General features: G+C 45.0%; 20 protein-coding genes. 8 read left to right on the top strand and 12 right to left on the bottom strand.

Annotation, left to right across the window (positions count from 1 at the left end):
• Positions 1-72 precede the first annotated feature (72 nt).
• From PBN151_RS25010 to pgtP, 5 genes are all read left to right on the top strand, one after another.
• Positions 73-753 (top strand): response regulator transcription factor, encoded by a 681-nt coding sequence (locus PBN151_RS25010; protein WP_021255141.1) that lies wholly within the window; start codon positions 73-75, stop codon positions 751-753.
• Between the two features lie 36 nt (positions 754-789).
• Entirely contained in the window at positions 790-2,232 is a 1,443-nt protein-coding gene (locus PBN151_RS25005) for a sensor histidine kinase (RefSeq protein ID WP_072731248.1), read from the top strand.
• Positions 2,233-2,305: 73 nt separating this feature from the next.
• Positions 2,306-3,130 (top strand): DUF3919 family protein, encoded by an 825-nt coding sequence (locus tag PBN151_RS25000; RefSeq protein WP_072731246.1) that lies wholly within the window; start codon positions 2,306-2,308, stop codon positions 3,128-3,130.
• The gene (locus PBN151_RS24995) at positions 3,121-4,170 is read left to right on the top strand and encodes an ABC transporter substrate-binding protein (RefSeq protein ID WP_370510455.1); all 1,050 of its coding nucleotides are present in this window, start codon (positions 3,121-3,123) and stop codon (positions 4,168-4,170) included. The genes PBN151_RS25000 and PBN151_RS24995 overlap by 10 nt, the downstream gene beginning before the upstream one ends.
• A 3-nt stretch (positions 4,171-4,173) precedes the next feature.
• The gene (gene pgtP / locus PBN151_RS24990) at positions 4,174-5,517 is read left to right on the top strand and encodes an MFS transporter (RefSeq protein WP_021255145.1); all 1,344 of its coding nucleotides are present in this window, start codon (positions 4,174-4,176) and stop codon (positions 5,515-5,517) included.
• 290 nt (positions 5,518-5,807) lie between these two features.
• Here the strand turns inward: pgtP and lepB are convergent, their stop codons facing one another.
• From lepB to PBN151_RS24965, 3 genes are all read right to left on the bottom strand, one after another.
• The gene (lepB, locus tag PBN151_RS24980) at positions 5,808-6,305 is read right to left on the bottom strand and encodes a signal peptidase I (RefSeq protein ID WP_072731235.1); all 498 of its coding nucleotides are present in this window, start codon (positions 6,303-6,305) and stop codon (positions 5,808-5,810) included.
• A 15-nt stretch (positions 6,306-6,320) separates the two neighbouring features.
• Positions 6,321-6,974 carry a hypothetical protein gene (locus tag PBN151_RS24975; RefSeq protein WP_083545321.1) on the bottom strand — a complete coding sequence of 218 codons (654 nt, stop codon included), beginning with the start codon at positions 6,972-6,974 and terminating at the stop codon, positions 6,321-6,323.
• Positions 6,975-7,281: 307 nt separating this feature from the next.
• Positions 7,282-8,481: an MFS transporter gene (locus tag PBN151_RS24965; protein WP_072731226.1), complete on the bottom strand. Its 1,200-nt coding sequence runs from the start codon at positions 8,479-8,481 to the stop codon at positions 7,282-7,284.
• A gap of 312 nt (positions 8,482-8,793) precedes the next feature.
• On the opposite strand from PBN151_RS24965, the gene PBN151_RS24960 reads away from it, so the two are divergent.
• Positions 8,794-9,420: a phosphatase PAP2 family protein gene (locus PBN151_RS24960; protein ID WP_072731224.1), complete on the top strand. Its 627-nt coding sequence runs from the start codon at positions 8,794-8,796 to the stop codon at positions 9,418-9,420.
• A gap of 64 nt (positions 9,421-9,484) precedes the next feature.
• Here PBN151_RS24960 and PBN151_RS24955 read toward each other — a convergent pair whose 3' ends face one another.
• The 7 genes from PBN151_RS24955 to PBN151_RS24930 all read right to left on the bottom strand — a co-directional run bounded on the left by PBN151_RS24955 (position 9,485) and on the right by PBN151_RS24930 (position 14,259).
• The gene (locus tag PBN151_RS24955; protein ID WP_072731223.1) at positions 9,485-10,219 is read right to left on the bottom strand and encodes a YdcF family protein; all 735 of its coding nucleotides are present in this window, start codon (positions 10,217-10,219) and stop codon (positions 9,485-9,487) included.
• 10 nt (positions 10,220-10,229) lie between these two features.
• Positions 10,230-10,526 carry a hypothetical protein gene (locus tag PBN151_RS24950; RefSeq protein ID WP_072731221.1) on the bottom strand — a complete coding sequence of 99 codons (297 nt, stop codon included), beginning with the start codon at positions 10,524-10,526 and terminating at the stop codon, positions 10,230-10,232.
• 87 nt (positions 10,527-10,613) lie between these two features.
• The gene (locus PBN151_RS24945) at positions 10,614-12,482 is read right to left on the bottom strand and encodes a DNA translocase FtsK (protein WP_175560794.1); all 1,869 of its coding nucleotides are present in this window, start codon (positions 12,480-12,482) and stop codon (positions 10,614-10,616) included.
• A 212-nt stretch (positions 12,483-12,694) separates the two neighbouring features.
• Entirely contained in the window at positions 12,695-12,850 is a 156-nt protein-coding gene (locus PBN151_RS32385; RefSeq protein ID WP_265332138.1) for a GrpB family protein, read from the bottom strand.
• Between the two features lie 10 nt (positions 12,851-12,860).
• Positions 12,861-13,208 (bottom strand): GrpB family protein, encoded by a 348-nt coding sequence (locus PBN151_RS32380; protein ID WP_265332137.1) that lies wholly within the window; start codon positions 13,206-13,208, stop codon positions 12,861-12,863.
• Between the two features lie 104 nt (positions 13,209-13,312).
• Positions 13,313-13,711 carry a RidA family protein gene (locus PBN151_RS24935; protein ID WP_072731218.1) on the bottom strand — a complete coding sequence of 133 codons (399 nt, stop codon included), beginning with the start codon at positions 13,709-13,711 and terminating at the stop codon, positions 13,313-13,315.
• 38 nt (positions 13,712-13,749) lie between these two features.
• Positions 13,750-14,259: a GNAT family N-acetyltransferase gene (locus PBN151_RS24930; RefSeq protein WP_072731216.1), complete on the bottom strand. Its 510-nt coding sequence runs from the start codon at positions 14,257-14,259 to the stop codon at positions 13,750-13,752.
• A 238-nt stretch (positions 14,260-14,497) separates the two neighbouring features.
• Here PBN151_RS24930 and PBN151_RS24925 point away from each other — a divergent pair, with 238 nt between their 5' ends.
• Positions 14,498-15,280 carry a helix-turn-helix domain-containing protein gene (locus PBN151_RS24925; RefSeq protein WP_072731215.1) on the top strand — a complete coding sequence of 261 codons (783 nt, stop codon included), beginning with the start codon at positions 14,498-14,500 and terminating at the stop codon, positions 15,278-15,280.
• A gap of 43 nt (positions 15,281-15,323) precedes the next feature.
• On the top strand, positions 15,324-16,025 hold the full coding sequence (locus PBN151_RS24920) for a transglutaminase-like domain-containing protein (RefSeq protein WP_072731209.1): 702 nt from the start codon (positions 15,324-15,326) through the stop codon (positions 16,023-16,025).
• A 119-nt stretch (positions 16,026-16,144) separates the two neighbouring features.
• Here PBN151_RS24920 and PBN151_RS24915 read toward each other — a convergent pair whose 3' ends face one another.
• Positions 16,145-16,774 carry an HD domain-containing protein gene (locus PBN151_RS24915; RefSeq protein WP_072731207.1) on the bottom strand — a complete coding sequence of 210 codons (630 nt, stop codon included), beginning with the start codon at positions 16,772-16,774 and terminating at the stop codon, positions 16,145-16,147.
• Positions 16,775-17,026: 252 nt separating this feature from the next.
• Complete coding sequence (locus tag PBN151_RS24910) at positions 17,027-18,034, bottom strand: zinc-dependent alcohol dehydrogenase (protein WP_072731205.1); 1,008 nt, start codon at positions 18,032-18,034, stop codon at positions 17,027-17,029.
• Between the last annotated feature and the right edge of the window lie 2 nt (positions 18,035-18,036).

Genomic DNA, 18,036 nt, shown 5'->3' with positions numbered 1-18,036 from the left:
TCTCTGCAGTGGCCTTTTCCAAGGCTGTTTTTATAAATAAGCACTATTATTTCTATCAACGAGGAGAACACGATGAATATTCTAGTTGTCGATGACGAAGAGAGTATCTTGAATCTCATTCGACTTAATTTGGAGATCGAAGGATATCAAGTACATACCGCTGCTAACGGCCGCGAAGCTAATGAGCAGTGGCAGAAAGAGCATATCGACCTCATTATTCTCGATGTGATGCTGCCTGATACAGACGGCTATCAGCTGCTTCGCGAGTTCCGCGCTAGCAACGCGGATATTCCGATTATCATGCTTACTGCCAAAGGACAAATTAATGACAAGCTGCTCGGACTACAATTAGGAGCAGATGATTACCTTGTCAAGCCCTTCCATAGCACGGAGCTGCTGCTTCGAATTAAAGTTATCGAACGCAGATTGAATAAGCCAGTTCAAGTAAATGACAGCAATGGCTGCCTTATTCAATGTGGCCCGTTCCGGGTAGATTCAGAGAAGCGATCCATCCACGTAAATGACAAGGAACTAATATTAACTTATCGTGAATATGATTTGCTTCTGCTGCTCATTTCGAACAAGCAGCGCATATTTACACGTGACGATCTTCTCATGAAAGTGTGGAAGCTCGACTATCCAGAAAATACGAGAGCCGTTGATATTATGATTCAGCGCCTTCGCAAAAAGCTCGGCAATGAAGGTGATCGTATCAAAACCATTTATGGAGTTGGCTATAAAATTGATTGCTGACACAGTTGGCTATGATGATTACAAGGTGGACAACCGATGACTTTACAGAAACGAATCTATTTGGCACTACTCGCCCTTTTCATACCCGTTATGTTGTTTCTTTATATTGTGCTCGACATTTCACTGCAGAATAATATTTATCAATCAGCCGTTCATTCCTTGCAGAAGCTCAGCATCGAGGCCCAGATCTATACGATCAATTATGTGGAACGCGAGCAGCAGGGCGAACCAAAAGAAACGCTTCAAAAAGGTGCAACGCTCATTGCCTCTTATTTGTCCAAACGGATGGGTGTCCGGGTACAGATCATGAATGCACAGCAGCATGTCCTTTCGGATACGGAACGCGGATCGCTGTCTTATGTAAATCAAGATACGGAGCAAGCTTTGCATGGCACCAAGTCCTATATGATTCAAAAAGCTTCTCCTTCGCCGCTGCTCCTGTTCTCGAGTCCTATCTATGTGGATAATCAAGTCATCGGCTTGATTCGTTTTCTTCAACCCTTGGAAGAAGAGGCTCAATTACTGAATCGAATGAATGCGACCTTTGCGATTACATTCCTTCTCATTCTTGCCGTTGCTGTGCTTATTGCGAATCGCTTCGCGAAATCATTAAGCAAGCCTATCGAGCAGCTGCGAGATATGGCGAAGAAGCTGGCAAGCGGCAATTATAGTACACGCATCGAATTAAGCGCCTACGAAGAGATTAGCCAACTCGCCCATTCCTTCCATGCTATGGCCGATGCAATCGAGCTTCATGTTCAGCAATTAAGTCAGGAGAAGGACAAGCAGCGTGATTTCCTTGATCGGGTCACCCATGAGTTGAAGACTCCGCTGACTGCAATTATGGGGTATTCAAATTTAATTCCGCGGTTGAAGGACAGTAAGGATGTTGAGACGAGCCTGCGCCATATTTCCGTCGAAAGCGAACGAATGCTTACCCTAGTAGAGGAACTGCTGTCTCAGTCGAAATATAGCGACAGCCCATTCTCGGTGTCACCTACCATATGTGATATCGCAACCATTGCCAATGAGGCTGTCTATATTGTTCAGCTACGATTAGATAAATATCAGATTAAGCTTACGAATCAGCTAATCTCCACAATGGTCGTAGCCGACCCGGATAAGACAAAGCAAATCTTGTTGAATCTGCTTGATAATGCAATCAAATATAGCGATGCGTCTGAACTCATCATTCAACAGCGCACCAGTGAGCAGACAGTATCCATTACATTCCAAGATGATGGTATCGGACTTAGTCACTCACTAATTGAGAGATTCAGGATCGCATCAGCAGATGACTCCCTTCGTTGCTCCAGCGAAGGCAACGGGTTCGGTCTGCTCATCTGTAAACAGTTAATGACAAGACAAGGCGGCTCGATGTCTATCCATTCCGAGGAGGGAATCGGAACTATCGTTACGCTGGATTTTCGTTCACCAGCAGCACTTGATTCACATCCGCTGCCGATTTTCACGAAATAATACATTTACGAAACAATTACGAGGCGATTATGAAATGATAGTCGTTTATTCTGTCCAAGGAGAATAATGAAGGATGAACAAGATGTTAAGGAATGCCTTCCTATTTGGAGGTGTCATTCTGGTGCTGATGATCGCCGGCTATTACTTGAATGAACAAGTCTATCAAGAAGTCGGCCTTATCTATGATAAGCATGAAGTACTGCAAAAAGTAAGCGATTCCCTTCCCGTGCAGGCAACTATCTTTCATGGGAAATGGGGAACTCTCCAGGTCAATGACGAGGTAAGTTTGCATGCATTTGTATCCTATGTGGATCGCATTAAGCAGCAGTATGAACCGAAGCAGATAATGACTGCGAGAGATGAAGGAAATGCCATGTTCTCCGGACGAATTCGCTATTTGAACGGAAGTGAGCAGACCTTCTCGCTCGAAAATACCTTAACCCTTGGCAAATGGTCTTACGGCCCAGGACATGAGACTCCAATGCTGTCTGCTATGCAGACGCAGCTGTTAAGTCTGTTCTATACGCCAGAACATTATGCGGAATTTATCCGCTCTTCCAAAGAGCTTACCTATCGTATAGATGGTATACAGGAAAGTCTGCAAGATGATGAAAAGGGTTACTTGGTATCTCAGATAAGTCAGGCATCTGAAATTAAGGATCCGGTAGAGATGAAACAGCTGCTGCTGCTGCGCAAGCAAAAGCCGCTCGCTTATATTACCGCTTTCAAACAGGATAATGAGATGCTGAATGACCGCAACAATCTGCTGCATATGGTCGTATACGCCGATTACGTCGTCATGGAATACATGGGGGATGACAACGGCAATTCAATCTATTTGCGGACAAAATTGGGGTCACTACTTCATGGGAAGAACATAGGGGCACAATCAAAATGACACGATTCCTTTACCTTCTATTATTTATCTGCCTATTCACGCAGGCAGGCTGTACCAAAGATCAAAATACGATCGCCGTAGATGAGCAAGGTGTGCCCCAATTAAATGGGCGCCATATCGTTGCATACGTCGCTGCTCGTGAGGAAGTCGGTAGCGCATTGCTATCCTCATTCTGTCAACGAACAGGCTGTACGTATGAGTACATTCGTTTGTCCACAGAAGAAATATTGCGGCGTGTTACACAGGAATCTGCCAAACCGCAAGCGGATCTCGTCATCGGCGGAACGATTGACGCGCATTTGACAATGAAGCAGGAGAAGCTCTCCTCCCCTATCCGCAGCTCGAATCTCGCTGCGATTCCTAGCTCCTTCAAGGATGAAGATGGGTATTGGGCAGGATATGAGATTGAACAATTGTCTATTGCTGTCAATCGTGACCGTTGGAATAAGGAATTTGCGCCATTAGGCTTAACGATGCCTAAGAAGTGGGAAGATCTTCTTCTTCCTGCTTACCAAGGGAAGATCGTTATGCCCGATCCGAATTACTCCGGAACGGCATATACATTCCTTTCCTCCTTATACGAGGCATGGGGCGAGCAGAGAACAACGGCCTTTCTCAAGGGTCTTACCCGCAATGTTGGGCTTCTCACAGTGAACGGTTACATGCCAGCTCAATACGTTAGTTCAGGCGAGTATGTAATCGGTATCAATTTCCTCGGAGATCAGCGCAAGCTGCGCGATGCAGGATTCGATCTTGTTAGCAGTGTTCCGAAGGATACGAGCTTATCTGTGAACGGGATCTCTAAAATTCGGAATGCACCTAATGAGACCGCTGCGGACTGTTTCATTAATTACAGCTTGTCCCAAGAGGCAGCAGCTGTTCTTGAACAAGTATCGTTCGGTACTCCTACCGTTCATCAGAACGAACAGGATATTTCGAATTCAGCTGTACTTCCCGTACACAGCTCACTACGCAGACATGAACAGATTTTGAATCAATGGAACAACTTGCGTGCAGACACAAAAGGTCAAGGAGAATGAAAAATGTTTGCTTGGTTGAAAAAAGCTCCCGCCATACCTCGATTGCCGGAGCACATGATCGCGAAATTGTACCGAATCTTCCGGATTCGTACATTGATCGGTATTTCTATCGGTTATGCAGGCTACTACTTAGTACGTAGCAACTTTACGTTATCCACACCTTATTTAAAGAGTGAGCTCGGGTTTACCACTTCACAAATTGGTTTGTTGAGCTCGGCACTCGCCGTCACTTACGGGATAAGCAAGTTCTTCATGGGGAACTTGGCAGATAAAGCCCATACACAGCGCTTTATCGCTGTTGGTTTGTTCTTGTCTGCCATTATTAACCTTATCATGGGCTCTTCTTCCACGTTCGGTCTCATTTTCATGCTTCTTATCGTGAACGGGATGTTCCAAGGCATGGGTGCTCCTCCTTGCAGTATCACCCTGGCGAACTGGTTCTCGAAGAAAGAGCGCGGTACTTATATGGGAATCTGGAATACATCCCATAATATCGGCGGAGGTCTTATTGCACCAATCGTCGGTGTTGCATTAGGGGTTCTCGGCAATGCTTACTGGCAATCCGCAATTTTCGTCGTTCCCTCGATTATGGCCATGGTTATCGCCGTATTCGTATGGTTCTCCGGTAAGGATACGCCACAATCGATCGGCCTTCCGCCAATCGACGAATATCGCAACGATTATGATGATGTAGAACGCAATCCAGACGGCGACAAGCTGTCCTTGAAAGAAATCTTGTTTAAATACGTACTTAAAAACAAATTTATCTGGTTCCTGTGCTTGTCGAACGTATTCGTCTACTTTATTCGCTTCGGTGTCTTGAACTGGGTACCATTATACTTGACGGAAGAAAAAGGCTTCACACAATCGCAATCTCATGTTGCATTTGCTGTATTCGAATGGGCAGCAATTGTAAGCTCGCTCGTAGTCGGTATCCTTAGCGACAAGTTGTTCAAAGGCAACCGGATGCCGCTCTGTATCATCAGCATGGTCGGAGTCTTGTTGGCTACGCTCGTATATTGGCAGTCTTCGGACGTGCTGGTAATTACGATCGCCGTATCCATTATCGGCTGTCTCATCTATGTACCACAGTTCTTGATTGGCCTTAGCGCAATCGACTTCGTACCGAAGTTCGCTGTAGGTACAACGGTTGGTTTGACTGGTTTGTTCGCTTACTTGTTCGGTAACTTGACTGCAAGCGCACTCGTTGGATTTATCGTTGAATCCTCCGGCTGGAACGGCTGCTTCCTGATGCTGCTTGGAAGCGGTGTATTGGCAGCATTCTTCTTGACGCTTATTCAGATCGGCCGCAAGAAGCATATTCGCAATACTGCAAATCAAGCATAAGTGAATCGAGACTTGGAATTACTTATTTAACTTACCATGAACACACCCTCTGTTGCGAGCTAATAGGCTCAGCATACAGAGGGTTTTCTTTTCCCCGCTACCAATGCCAATCCCAATCCTTCCATCTATGCTTGAATAGCTATGGGAAATATTGATGTTCTGCAACAGAGGTTCCAAATACATATCGAGGGTCATACCTTGCATAAAAAGACCCCACCCTTGATTAATAGCAGGTAATCACAGGTGAGGTCTTATAGCTTCTACTTGTATGAATGGATAAATGGCGACGCCTATTGGCTAAAAATATGTGTCGGTACAACAGCCAGCACCTTGCCGATTATTGCGTCTGTGCTCACGAACGGCTTATCCCAAAGATGGGAATCAGAGCTGTTGTTTCGGTTATCTCCAAGGAAAAAATAATGATCCTGCGGCACCGTGATCGGGCCATAGGAATAGTTCATCTTTTCCTGAATATATGGCTCCTCGACGGGAGCATCATTCCGATACAACTGTCCATTCTTAACTTCGATACGATCTCCCGGCAAGCCGATAAGCCGTTTCACATACCGGTCTTCCGCAACTGGCGGATAAAATACAACAATATCCCCATGCTTTAGATCGGTTAACCACATCATTTTCTCAACGATCAAGTGATCCTTCTTCTCTATCGTCGGGATCATCGAGCCAGTCGGGACACTCATCGCTTCAGCGACATATGCTTTAATGAATAATGACAGACCGACTGCGACAATTACACTTGGAATCCACTGCTTCAACGTTTTCCACATAGTTCGGTTCCTTTCTTATTTATCGCTTTTAGTTTCACCAAACAACTCCAATTCCGCTCCAATCTCGTTCGATCTCCCGCTGTAAAAAGCCGTAGAATCTCTCGCATAGACACGGTATTCCGCGGTCACACTATTTTTCTGGTGAGGGATCAGCTCTACACTTTGAAAATCAAACTCAATAGTTTCGTCATTCATCAATCGCATGGGACGAATGCGGACATTTGTTTCTTCACCGTAATTATATACGGTAAATGTGCAAATAGTGGTCAGCTGCTTCACATCTTCAGAATATTGCACAGTCGAGCAGCTGCTGCCCTTCTTTGCGTAGTCTAACGAAGATATCCCCGATGCGAAATATTTCACGGTGAACATCACACCTTTGCTAACCGTAGGGGATGCCATCGCAAACAAAATACACCCGATAATCAGCCGTTTTGCTAGCTTTGGATGATTATAAGAGCGAGCTGCACCCCGAATTCCAACAATTAATAAAAGGATACCAAAAATAACAGGCGGATGCCAACTCCCACCATCCATTTGTACCCACGGCGATAGACCAAGAAAGAGAAAGATCTCATCTCCGAAGGAACGTCCTAAGTGATGCATGGATATCAGAACGATACCAACAAGTGTCGCCCCCAAATAAATTAGCCCTGGCTTCAGCAACATTCTCCCCTCCCTCTCTTTTGTTCGGGGTTCTCTCATGTATGGTCACGATGTAAAACTTCCCGCTCGTAGAGCTTCTTCATGAACACAATATTTGCAAAATGATGTCTGCTATGATCAGCAATATGCCATATCCCCCAGCGAATAGTGGCTTCATGCCCATTCTCGAAAGGTACTGTTTCAGAATAGACAAATAACCCGGTCTCGTAACAAAGCCAGGTCATGATGTCCATATAAAGCGAACAGAATGTAACAATCAGCTTCACATCCCATAATTATACATACAAATCAACAGAGACGGAAGCATTTGTTATATTTCTTTGGCAACTGGTTGGGTAACATGTTGGGTAGATACCCGTTTAACCATCCATATCGAGAGCACGACAAACAGTACGCCGAAGGCAGCAAATGTCATGCTTGAACCAAAGTTCACGATAATCAGACCACAAATAAGCGGCCCGGCCGACATCCCAACATAGCGGATCAGATTGTACAAGCCTAATGCACTTGCTCTCTGTTCTTCGAACTCGCTGCTAATCATGGTTGAATAGAGAGGCGCAATCAACCCACCTGCTGTGCCGTACAAGAACAAACCAATTGACAGCCCTACTAAAGAGTACGATTCAGTCAGAGCAAATATAAGAATGCTGCATGCTGCCATTAGATTACTGTAGAGCAGTAAACGACGTTGATCGATTTTAGCTTGAATTGATTTGTATACCACAGTTCCCAGTATCATACTGACCGCCATAGGAAGGTAGAGCAAGCCGACAATCGTCAAGCTCATGTGATATTGATCTGTCAGAAGCGCAGGCAAATATACGATGAGTGCGAAGTACAGGAAGAAATACAAGAAGCTAATCATAAGAATTCCTCTCCCGACTTGGCTTCGTAACACAATACCATATTGAACGATCATCCTGCGAATATTTATGGAAGCTGACCGATTCCTCTGATCCTTCGGAAAGTATAATCCATTCCCAAGCAGCAATAATAGCGACACGCCAGTGAGGAACCAGAAGATGCCGGGATAATTATATTTCCCTCCTATCCATCCACCAAGCACGGGGGAAACAGCGGGAGCAATTGACATTAGCATCTGATAAGTCCCCATTGCACTGCCCCGCTCCGCTCCTTGGTATAGCTTCCCAATGGTGGTAGCTGCAATTAACGGAATCGATGCTGTCCCTACAGCTTGCAATGCGCGAAATACGAGAAACAAAGTAAAATCCTCCGACACTGCGCAGCCGATACTAGCAGCAATCGATATAGCAATGCTAGGCATTAATATATACCTTGCACCCTTCACATCAATGAGTGCCCCACACCCAATTTGCATGATCGCAACGATAAAAATGAAAATCGAGACCGATGCGTTCACCATCGATAGCGACACATGAAAGGTATCACGTAACAGCGGAATAATCGGGGAATAGATGTTTTGCATCAATGATGCGAAGAACGTGCTTAGACATACTACGTATAAAATTAGCTTAGAATTTGATTGCATTCGCTTTCCTCCTCATCAGATCTCTGGATTGCTCATTACGTAATCTAGTACTCGATTTATTGTTACATATGTAACGATATGGGTATGAAAATGATATAGACATCTAAAATGAGACTACCAATATTGTTACACCTGAAACAATAATCAAAGTTTACTACGATATCCCCGTATTTACAACCCTTATTCATCACAAAAAGAAAAGCTGTATTGTTCTCATCCGTTCTTCATACATTCTTCAGCTTTTCATACGGTTCGTCTATAGTTTTATGCTTTACGATGAGTTCAAGTTCGTAAAAGAAAGGATGAGCGAAGATGAATCGAAAGCTCTCGGCATATATTCCCCTGCTGTGGCTATTAGCAATCCCGGTGCTTAACATCTGTTACGGGTTATTAAACCATGGGAATACGATCGTTCATGACCTATCGACTGATTTGGATCAGGAAATCCCCTTTATCCCTGCATTTATCATTCCCTACGTGATTTGGTATCCCTATATTTTCACCGTACTTGTGCTGGTCTTCAGGAAGCAAAGAAATGTGTACTATCGAACGCTGCTCTCCCTCTGTGCCGGACTGGTCATCTGTTATATGGTCTATGCAGTATATCAAACGACTGTACCACGTCCTGAAATAGGAGAGCCTGGATTGCTGACAGCTCTTGTACAGCTTGTGTATCAAACAGATGCACCATTCAACTGCTTCCCAAGCATTCATGTCTTCACATCCTATCTTATGATTAAGGCTGTATCCGACCCAGATTCACAGCATCGCTTCCCCTATTTACGAGCCATTGTCCTCATCCTCTCATGGGCAATCATAGTATCGACATTGTTTGTGAAGCAGCATGTATTTATGGATGTGGCGGCAGGGATTGTAGTTGCAGATTTGGTATACAATCTTATACGAAAATGGCTATCGTATCTTAACATCGTTCCCTAGCATACACAAATAGGGAGATCCCCGAGCACTTGTGCATGAGGAATCTCCCTTACCGCTAATTTATTCAAAACAAAACCGCCTTCACCATCGCTAAAAATTCACGAATCATATTCGTCGGTTTCAGATGATTAGGGGAACTGCTTGATATTCCGTACGGCTCAAACCCAATCTTCCTGGCGAGCATCTTCGAGCGATACATGTGGAAATCACTTGTGACAATCATTAACTTGTTGCCTAATGCACCTTGTTCTCGAAGCAGAGTCTGTGAATAGAGTAGATTCTCCTTCGTTGAGGTTGACTTCCGTTCAGCAAGTATGCGTTCCTTAGGTATCCCATTCTGTATTAAATAATCTTCCATTGCACTTGCTTCAGGTATATCTTCACCTGGCCCCTGACCTCCCGATACAATTACGGGAACTTGAGGGTTGGCTCGAATATAAGGCAAGCTTGCATCAAGTCTATCTTGCAGCGTTGCTGAGAGCTTCGTGCCTCTTAATCCTGAACCTAGAACAATTACATAATCGACTTGTGCCTGATTACGATCATCTGTCCCCATCTCAGATATAATGAGCGATTCCACTACAACGAACAGCATTAAACCTATGGACGTACAAATCAAGAATAGATTCCGCAACCATTTATACTTCTGAAAGTCAATTTTACGCAACAGAATATACAGGAAGCTAAGCGAACACGCGAAGCCGACTTCGAAAGTTCTTCCATAAACGATAAACAATACAACACATAGCCCAATCAAACCAAGATCGACGAGCATTGACTTACGACTCCAGCTTTTCATCTTCACGCTCCTAATTCTCCGTATTCGCCAGGGTCAACCCACATTCAGGACATACGGTATCATCCATACTTACCCGTATGCCGCAGGCCGGACAACATTCAGTATCTTGTCTTGGCTGAACAGAATCAGGGGTTTCTTGTACTTGCGTCTGGGTCTGTATATTCTTATCCTTATGCAGTTCAACCAACAAATCTCGAATTTCTTTGATATGTTGGGCCATCTTCGACTGTTCAATGGCAGATTGAATCAGATGGTACCAAATATATAAACCAATACCTGCAATAATGATAACGACAACAATCCCCATGTGCTACATTCCCCCTGTTCTATTTGCAGAAGATAGAATGACACCCAGTCCTCATCTTACGCTACTCCAATATGTTGCATCACATGGTTAAGAGCCGATTTCCGACAAACTTGGTAATTGAATGATTTCTGAGAAACGCATCCGTAGTACTGAGCTGTTTTTCAAAAAGACGGCAACATCGTTGGCATCCCCTTCGATGATGATTACGGTTTCGGAGGAATAGCGATCCGTAGCTTTCACCAGAGACTCCGTTAATGCACGCACCTTGTCTGCATGTGTACGATTTCTATCTTGTGCAGGAAGCCGCAGCACAAGCATACCATTCTTCGCATGTTGGAGATTCGATATTACGTTACTGCTTATGGAACTTGGATCCTGATCCTCCATATTGTCTATTGATACAGGTACGATTTGCCCCCATGATAGAATGCCGCACTTCTTATACACCTGAGACAAGAGTTCAATTACCTGTACCCTAGCAGGCTCGATACCGCCCATAACTGCAAGACACATGGGAGGCATATCGACGTACAATCCTTTTGCCTTCCCTTCTTGATATTGTGACAACCGATGGACAAGTTGGCATAGCGATTCTGCATATTCGCCAAGTACTCCACTGGATAGGAATTCATTCAAACTACCTTGTAAATCGAATCTTGCTTCCCCCGTTTGATCTGATTGTGCCTTAGAGTAGTTTGGATTTGCTGATAATGTTCGTCCCTGCAGCGATTCATCTGGCTGTTGAAATTTATCAGTTTGCTGGGATTCATCAGCATTCGATATCTCGCTACTCTTCATATTGGAATGCATTTCTGCTGTGTGATTGCCTGACTGCTCAGTATCGCTCAGCGATGTTGACTCCTTCCGCTTCTCTACTGATGGAGAAGTCGTCCGACTAGCGGATGGAACCTCAATGTTGAGCGCATACACACTTGTGAAATAAAGTCCTATTTCAATATGTTCCTCCAAGAAGCGGTGCATTTTCGCTGGCGCTCCCGTTAAAATGACGAGAATTTCATCATCTTCTTCAGTCTCATTTTCCAAACAACAAAATAACATATCTAGCGCTTCCCGCCCCTGTCCGGTTCGATCGTCTTCAAGCAGCTTGTAGGCATCTTGTATTACAAGTACGCCTCCGCGTGCCTGTTCAACAATATCGAGCGTAGACTGTGAGCGTCTTCGGCGGTACGGATCAATTAATTGTTTATAATTCACCTCAGTTACCGTTCGTTCAGACAAGTAGAACAGTTCGTGAAAGAGAGAAGAAATGAGATCAGCAGCCCTCATCTCCCAAGTACCCGGTTCCGTAGCGAATATCATATGAATTCTCGGATAATAAATGTCTTGTCCCAAATCATAGCGATTATTAAGCCTCTGGATTAGTCGAACGAGGCGCTGAATGTTCTGATGCATCGCATCAAGACCCGTTAACTCATGAAGCTCCTGCAAAAGGGCTTCTATATTTCGGTCCGCTTCAGCCTGTTCTTCTTCAGTCAAGTCCTCCTCATTGGAATACACCTCTTTGATAAGTGCAGTTACTCCATCTGGGGTTAGGAGCGCTTGCCGTCTATCACTTGCTGATGGCGGGCCAACAATTTGCACCACCTCTAGCTGCTCCTGAATGAGCCGAGCTCTCTGTGCTCCTATATTTAATTTTGATTGAAGGAGAGCCGTTGACGCGTATCCGACTTCCGCTACAATTATGGCTGCATCTTCGAGCAATTCGTCCTCTTCATCACCATCCGCACTTTCTTCTTCCCCATCGTCCTCATATTCCTCTTCCTCGTTATCTTCGTAGTCTTCTTCATAGCTTGTCGCATCAGCAATCATTCTCTGCCTTTCCGCCTCGCGTTCTTTCTTATCGCTAAAATAACGGTATATAACATAGATGCTTGATACACTGCCAAATAATACACCCAATAACAGAGAATATTCTGTCAGAAAGAAAATTGTCATCCAAACAATAAAAAATATGACCCATGGTAGATTCACACGTACACCCCATACTCTCTCTATTTTTTCCTTATCCTAATTCGAGTTGCGGTAATGCGATGATGAATTTTTGATACGGTCGAAGCTATATGTTCCGAATCCAAAAAAGGATCAATTATGCTCGCTGACTTCCATGGAACCATGATTGCCTATATCAGGCTAATTGAAGGACGATTTTACACATCTGTCTCTCCAGCCCTCCAGCCAACTTCCTGACTCCAACTGCTCGCTCTGCGCATAATGTCCCAGATGATAGGTTCTTTGGCATCAACATATCCATGCCTGTCCTTCTGGTACTTCTTCATCAGCTCATATTTGACCGCAGCATACAACTCACATTCATCAATATGGCAGCGCAAGTAATCTCTGAACAGGAGCGGGAACTGCTCCGATATGCGTGCGCTTCCCTCCAGGAGCTTCGCGAAAATAACGCTTCGTCTTGTCTGGATTATCTGCGCGATGAACATAGCCGATCGAATTGAATTGACGTATCAAATGCTCAAAGTCATCCCACGAACGAACAGATACCTGTATATCAATAATCGGCTTGGCTGCCAATCCTTCCACAGAAGTAGAACCAATATGATAGATCCGAGCAGCAGCATCCCCTAGCGCTTCCCTTATCCGTCGCCCAATCTCTAGAAACTCACTTTTCCACGATGAATGATACGGCATAATCTCAATATCCATATGTCGTGCTATCTCCTCTAAAGTCTCCTAGTTTCATGTGCATAGACACCATTAGGTGCACACAGTCACTCCAATAGTAGCAGATACCTATCAAGTACACTCATCTATACAACCGTATCCGTCACAATCGCCTGTACTTCGATTTCAACGAGCAGGGCAGGATCAATAAGGGCCTTTACTTCTACCATCGTAGCTACCGGGCAAATGTCGCGGAAAAATTCACCGCGAGCTCTGCCAATCTCTTCCCACTTGGTTATGTCTGTGACGAACATTCTTGTTCGAACAACATCGGACAAACTTGCTCCAACTTGGTTCAGAGCGTCAGAAATAACTTGCAAAATATATGTAGTTTGCGCATGGGCATCATTTACACCGACCACTTGGCCATCCTGCATCGCTGTTGTACCCGCAACCTCGACCTGATCGCCCACTCGTATCGCTCGGCAATAGCCTACCAATGGCTCCCAAGGTGATCCTGTTGTTACCCGAACTCGTTCGGTCATTGTATCCCACTCCCTCTATATCATGTCCCACGTTAATGTTAGAACTTCTTATAATAAATAACGGTTGCGTGATAATCTCCATCTGCAGACTTGGCGAATTCCGGAATCCGTCCAGCTTCCATATACCCGTAAGATTGGTACAACAAGTTAGAAGGATCTCCTTCTCTCGTATCTAGCACCAGCAAGCTTCGTTCTTCATCGTGCGCGCAATCTTCTACAACACGCAATAACCCCTTGGCAATCCCCATTCTGCGCTGGGAAGGGTGCACCATCAACTTCGCCACTTCCGCACGATGAAGAGCATTCGGCTTTTGAGCGAGATGAAGCTGGATTGTACCGCACATCTGATTATCAACGAGCGCAACCCACAGGCGCACCTCCGGCTGCAATACCGCTGCCCAATAATCGTCAGCCATCTTGCGATCCAGTGGAGGGAGGAATCCTATTGATGCACCATCATTCACGACGTCCAATAACAACGTTGATAGCCCTTGAAGCACTTCTCCATCCAACTGCTCTATCTCTTTAATTTGAACACGACTGTCCATAGACTTCCACTCCGTTCGTTGTCATAAATCTTAAGAACATGCTCCACAATTGCTTCCACAATACCTCTTGATATCTATTATTATCCACCCCAATAGAACCTGTCAAAGCAAGAAACGCTACAAAAATACCATTCTTTCTGCGAGTCCTTCCCTTTACTTCAACCGTTCCGGTAGGTATAATTCGAACCAATGCTCCATTGGTCAACCGATGAAGTCGCGCAAAGGAGGAGTAAGCAAGATGTCTGCAATCATGAGCCCCTACGATCTAATCGTCTATTTTGGCTCTGATCATGTATCTTTTCTCACGAACAAAGTAGATGCGGACAATCACAGCCATAACTATATTCAGATTACGATCGGCCTTGAAGAAGATGTAGCGATAACGGTAGACGGATTCGCCTATCAAGCTTCCGGCTTAATCTTGCATTCTAACATCGTTCATGAACTGCAAGGCCATGGACAGTGGCAGTGGTATATGCTCATCAACCCTGAATCTGCATTCGGTGAGCATCTGAAGAGAACCTACTTACAGCACTCACCGATTTATATCCTAACAAGCAATCAAATCGAGGAACTGCAGCAGCTTGCAATCCAGCATTTATTTTCGCTACAGCAAGCAATGGAATACCACCAGATTTGGAACAAGTGCAAGCACATATTGAAAATGATGGATGACAATCTGCCGCCTATTCTTGACGCACGAGTTCATCACATCATGCAAGCACTAGAGAGCATTTCTCTCCCTCAATTGACTGTAAAAACACTCAGCAAGAAGGTATTTCTGTCCGAGAGCAGACTATCTCATCTATTCAAAGACAAGATCGGCATATCACTCGCCAGCTATATCGTTCATCATAAATTAGAACACGCATTCCATGCTGTCTTTAGCGGAAAATCCATAACAGACGCAGCAATGGAAGCGGGCTTTAATAGCCCTTCCCACTTCTCTAAGACCGTTCGAGACAAACTTGGCATGACTGCTCGTACAATTGTTCAACATAGCAGATATTTGAAAGTATGAATTCCTCCTCTCCTTTATAGTTGAAGGAGAAGGAGGAATGACCATGAAATCCTATTTAGAAGCAACGGCATTAGTTGATTATAACCATCCATCGATTCAGAAGCTTATCATAGAGCGATCCTGGAAAGAGGCTAAAGAGTACGATAAGATTCGTGATATATACGATTATGTGCGCAACCAGATCAAGTTCGGTTACAACCGTGGAGACGATATTCCCGCTTCGGAGGTATTAGCAGATGGATATGGCCAGTGCAATACGAAGAGCATCCTGCTGATGGCCTTGCTGCGTGGAGTCGGAATCCCTTGCCGCATTCACGGCTTCTATATCGATAAGAAAATGCAAAAGGGAGCATTGACTGGCATCATCTATACATTCGCCCCCCGCAATATCGTTCATGCCTGGACAGAAGTTCATTACCAAGGCAAATGGCTGGCGCTTGAGGGCGTCATTATCGATGATACGTACCTTCAGCAAGTAAAAGATAGGCTGTGCAGCTACAACGGTGGTCATATCGGATATGGCATATCAGTGAAAGACGTGAAGAACATCAACTTATGCTGGCGTGGCGACAGCACCTATATTCAGAATTTCTCGATTACGGAGGATTTAGGCTACTACGATAACCCAGATGAATTCTTCGCGGCATACAACAATACGAAGAGTCGGTTTAAGAAAGCCATGTTGAATCTGCTTCGCAAGCGGGTAAATCGACGCACCGACGCATTACGGGGAGGCAAACTATAATTAGCAACTATACCTGACCCCAAACATAAATAGCCTATCCCCAAAGAGAGTAGGCTTAGATGCAACCTCAACACCCGTGCCCGCATTGCTTCGGGATAGCAAGCAGTGCGGGCATTACGTCATCGATGATGCAACAAGATCTCACCATTGCATTCTGCACGAAATCGCGCTTGGAATTGCTCGGCGAAGATCATCTTCTGATCGAAAATATCTTTGGACAATTCATAGTTCAGCGCTTCTCGCGAGCTAGCTACATACTCGGCATAGTTCTCACTATCCCACAATTGAATGGCGTCGAAAACATTTTCTTCGTTATTCCCGCTGTATACGAATTTCAGCCATACCTCCATAGAACCGAAGTGATCCAATATATCTGCATCCTGAACCAGCTTCATATAATAAGGAAAATCAGGAGAATCGGCTTGCTTACGCGAATTATGATACCTAATAATTTCCGAAATGCCTGCCAATTCTTCCTCTGAGCATGCTTCACCCAGTAAGGTATGTACAAGCTCAGCTCCTGTAATATGATGTGGCTCAATCCCTTTCGTTACGTCATGGAACAAGGCGCCCGCATAGATGATGTCATCCATTGTCGATTCGTTCGGAAAGAGACTCTTCCGTAAATGCATGGCTAGATTCGCCACACGTTGACCATGATAGTAAATGAATCCGCGTTCTCGATTGAGATGAGATTTTCGCTTGCTCATTGTCTTTCTTGCAATCTCTTTCACTTCATTCATATCCATAAGACCATCTCCCCCATTAACGACTACTCGCAATTCAAATCACTAGCATCATACAGTCGAGATTAGTAGGCAATCTGGATGTATTGATACATCAGCCCAGTAACCACAGAGAGAATCAATGGTTCATTTTTCCATACTAGTCTATTATAGAATTGCCTTTCTCTCAACAGAAAAAGCCGTACATCACAAATCATGGATTCGTCGTACGGCTCATATGTACTACAAGAATACAAGTATATATAGACGCGAGTATTACGTCTCATGCCCGTATTGAAGCAAGGTCGCAACCACGTCTCTACGTTCCCTGTAATTATCGTAAGCCTCCTCGGCTCTTGCTACCGGATACACATGGGTGATCAATTTCTTCATCGAAATGCGTCCATCAGCGAGCAGACGTATGTAGGCTTCGAGATTTCTCCCCTCCGTCCAACGAACATGACCGATCGGGTAATCTCGATTCTCCTGCTCATATTGCTTGTCATACCGACCGGGTCCTCCTGCCCTTGAAATGAGAACTTGAGCCTCTTTCTGGAACATGAGCTCTCTGGAATAGTCCATCGACAGATCGCCAACAATGACCACCTTCCCCCGATCTCGAATCCATGTCAGCGCACTGTTCGTCACTGCCTCTCCCGATCCGCTCACACAGAGCAATACGGCATCTGCTCCCGCCTCTCCAACCGCTTCAGACAATTCCAGTTCCATTAGCCTTTGATCCGCATACACATAGTCTAATCCGTGCTGTCTGACCATCTCTGCCCTGCGGGCATCCGTATCCAGCGCAACCGTTCGATAGGCCGCAGCATGAGCGATTTGTGCGATCAAATTGCCTAAAGTCCCTAGACCAACAATGACGGCAGATTCCCCAAATCGTAAATCAGCTACACGCAGCGCATGCACCGCAATTGCACCTAAGCCCCCGAACGCCGCTTCCTTCGGATCAACCTTATCAGGCACAAGTGCGATCAAATTCGTGGGAACAGTCAGCCATTCCGCATGGCATACGTACGGCGCTCCATAGCAAGCCACCCGTTGCCCAACTAAAGCATGACTCACTCCATCCCCTACCTGCTCAACGATGCCTACTGCACTATATCCCAAGAGGAGCAGCGATTCCGATGAACTGTTTACCATGCTCAGCTCTGTCCCTGGACTGATTGCTGAATATTCCGTTCGAATTCTGACATGTCCATACTCCAGTTCCTTCGGTTCCACTTCTGCAATCACAATTGTACCGGATTGTGTCGCCACAGCCTTCACTT

The organism is Paenibacillus sp. NAIST15-1, from assembly GCF_001894745.1.
Classification (GTDB): Bacteria; Bacillota; Bacilli; order Paenibacillales; family Paenibacillaceae; genus Paenibacillus_B; species Paenibacillus_B suaedae.
This window is presented reverse-complemented; position numbering and strand designations above follow the sequence as displayed.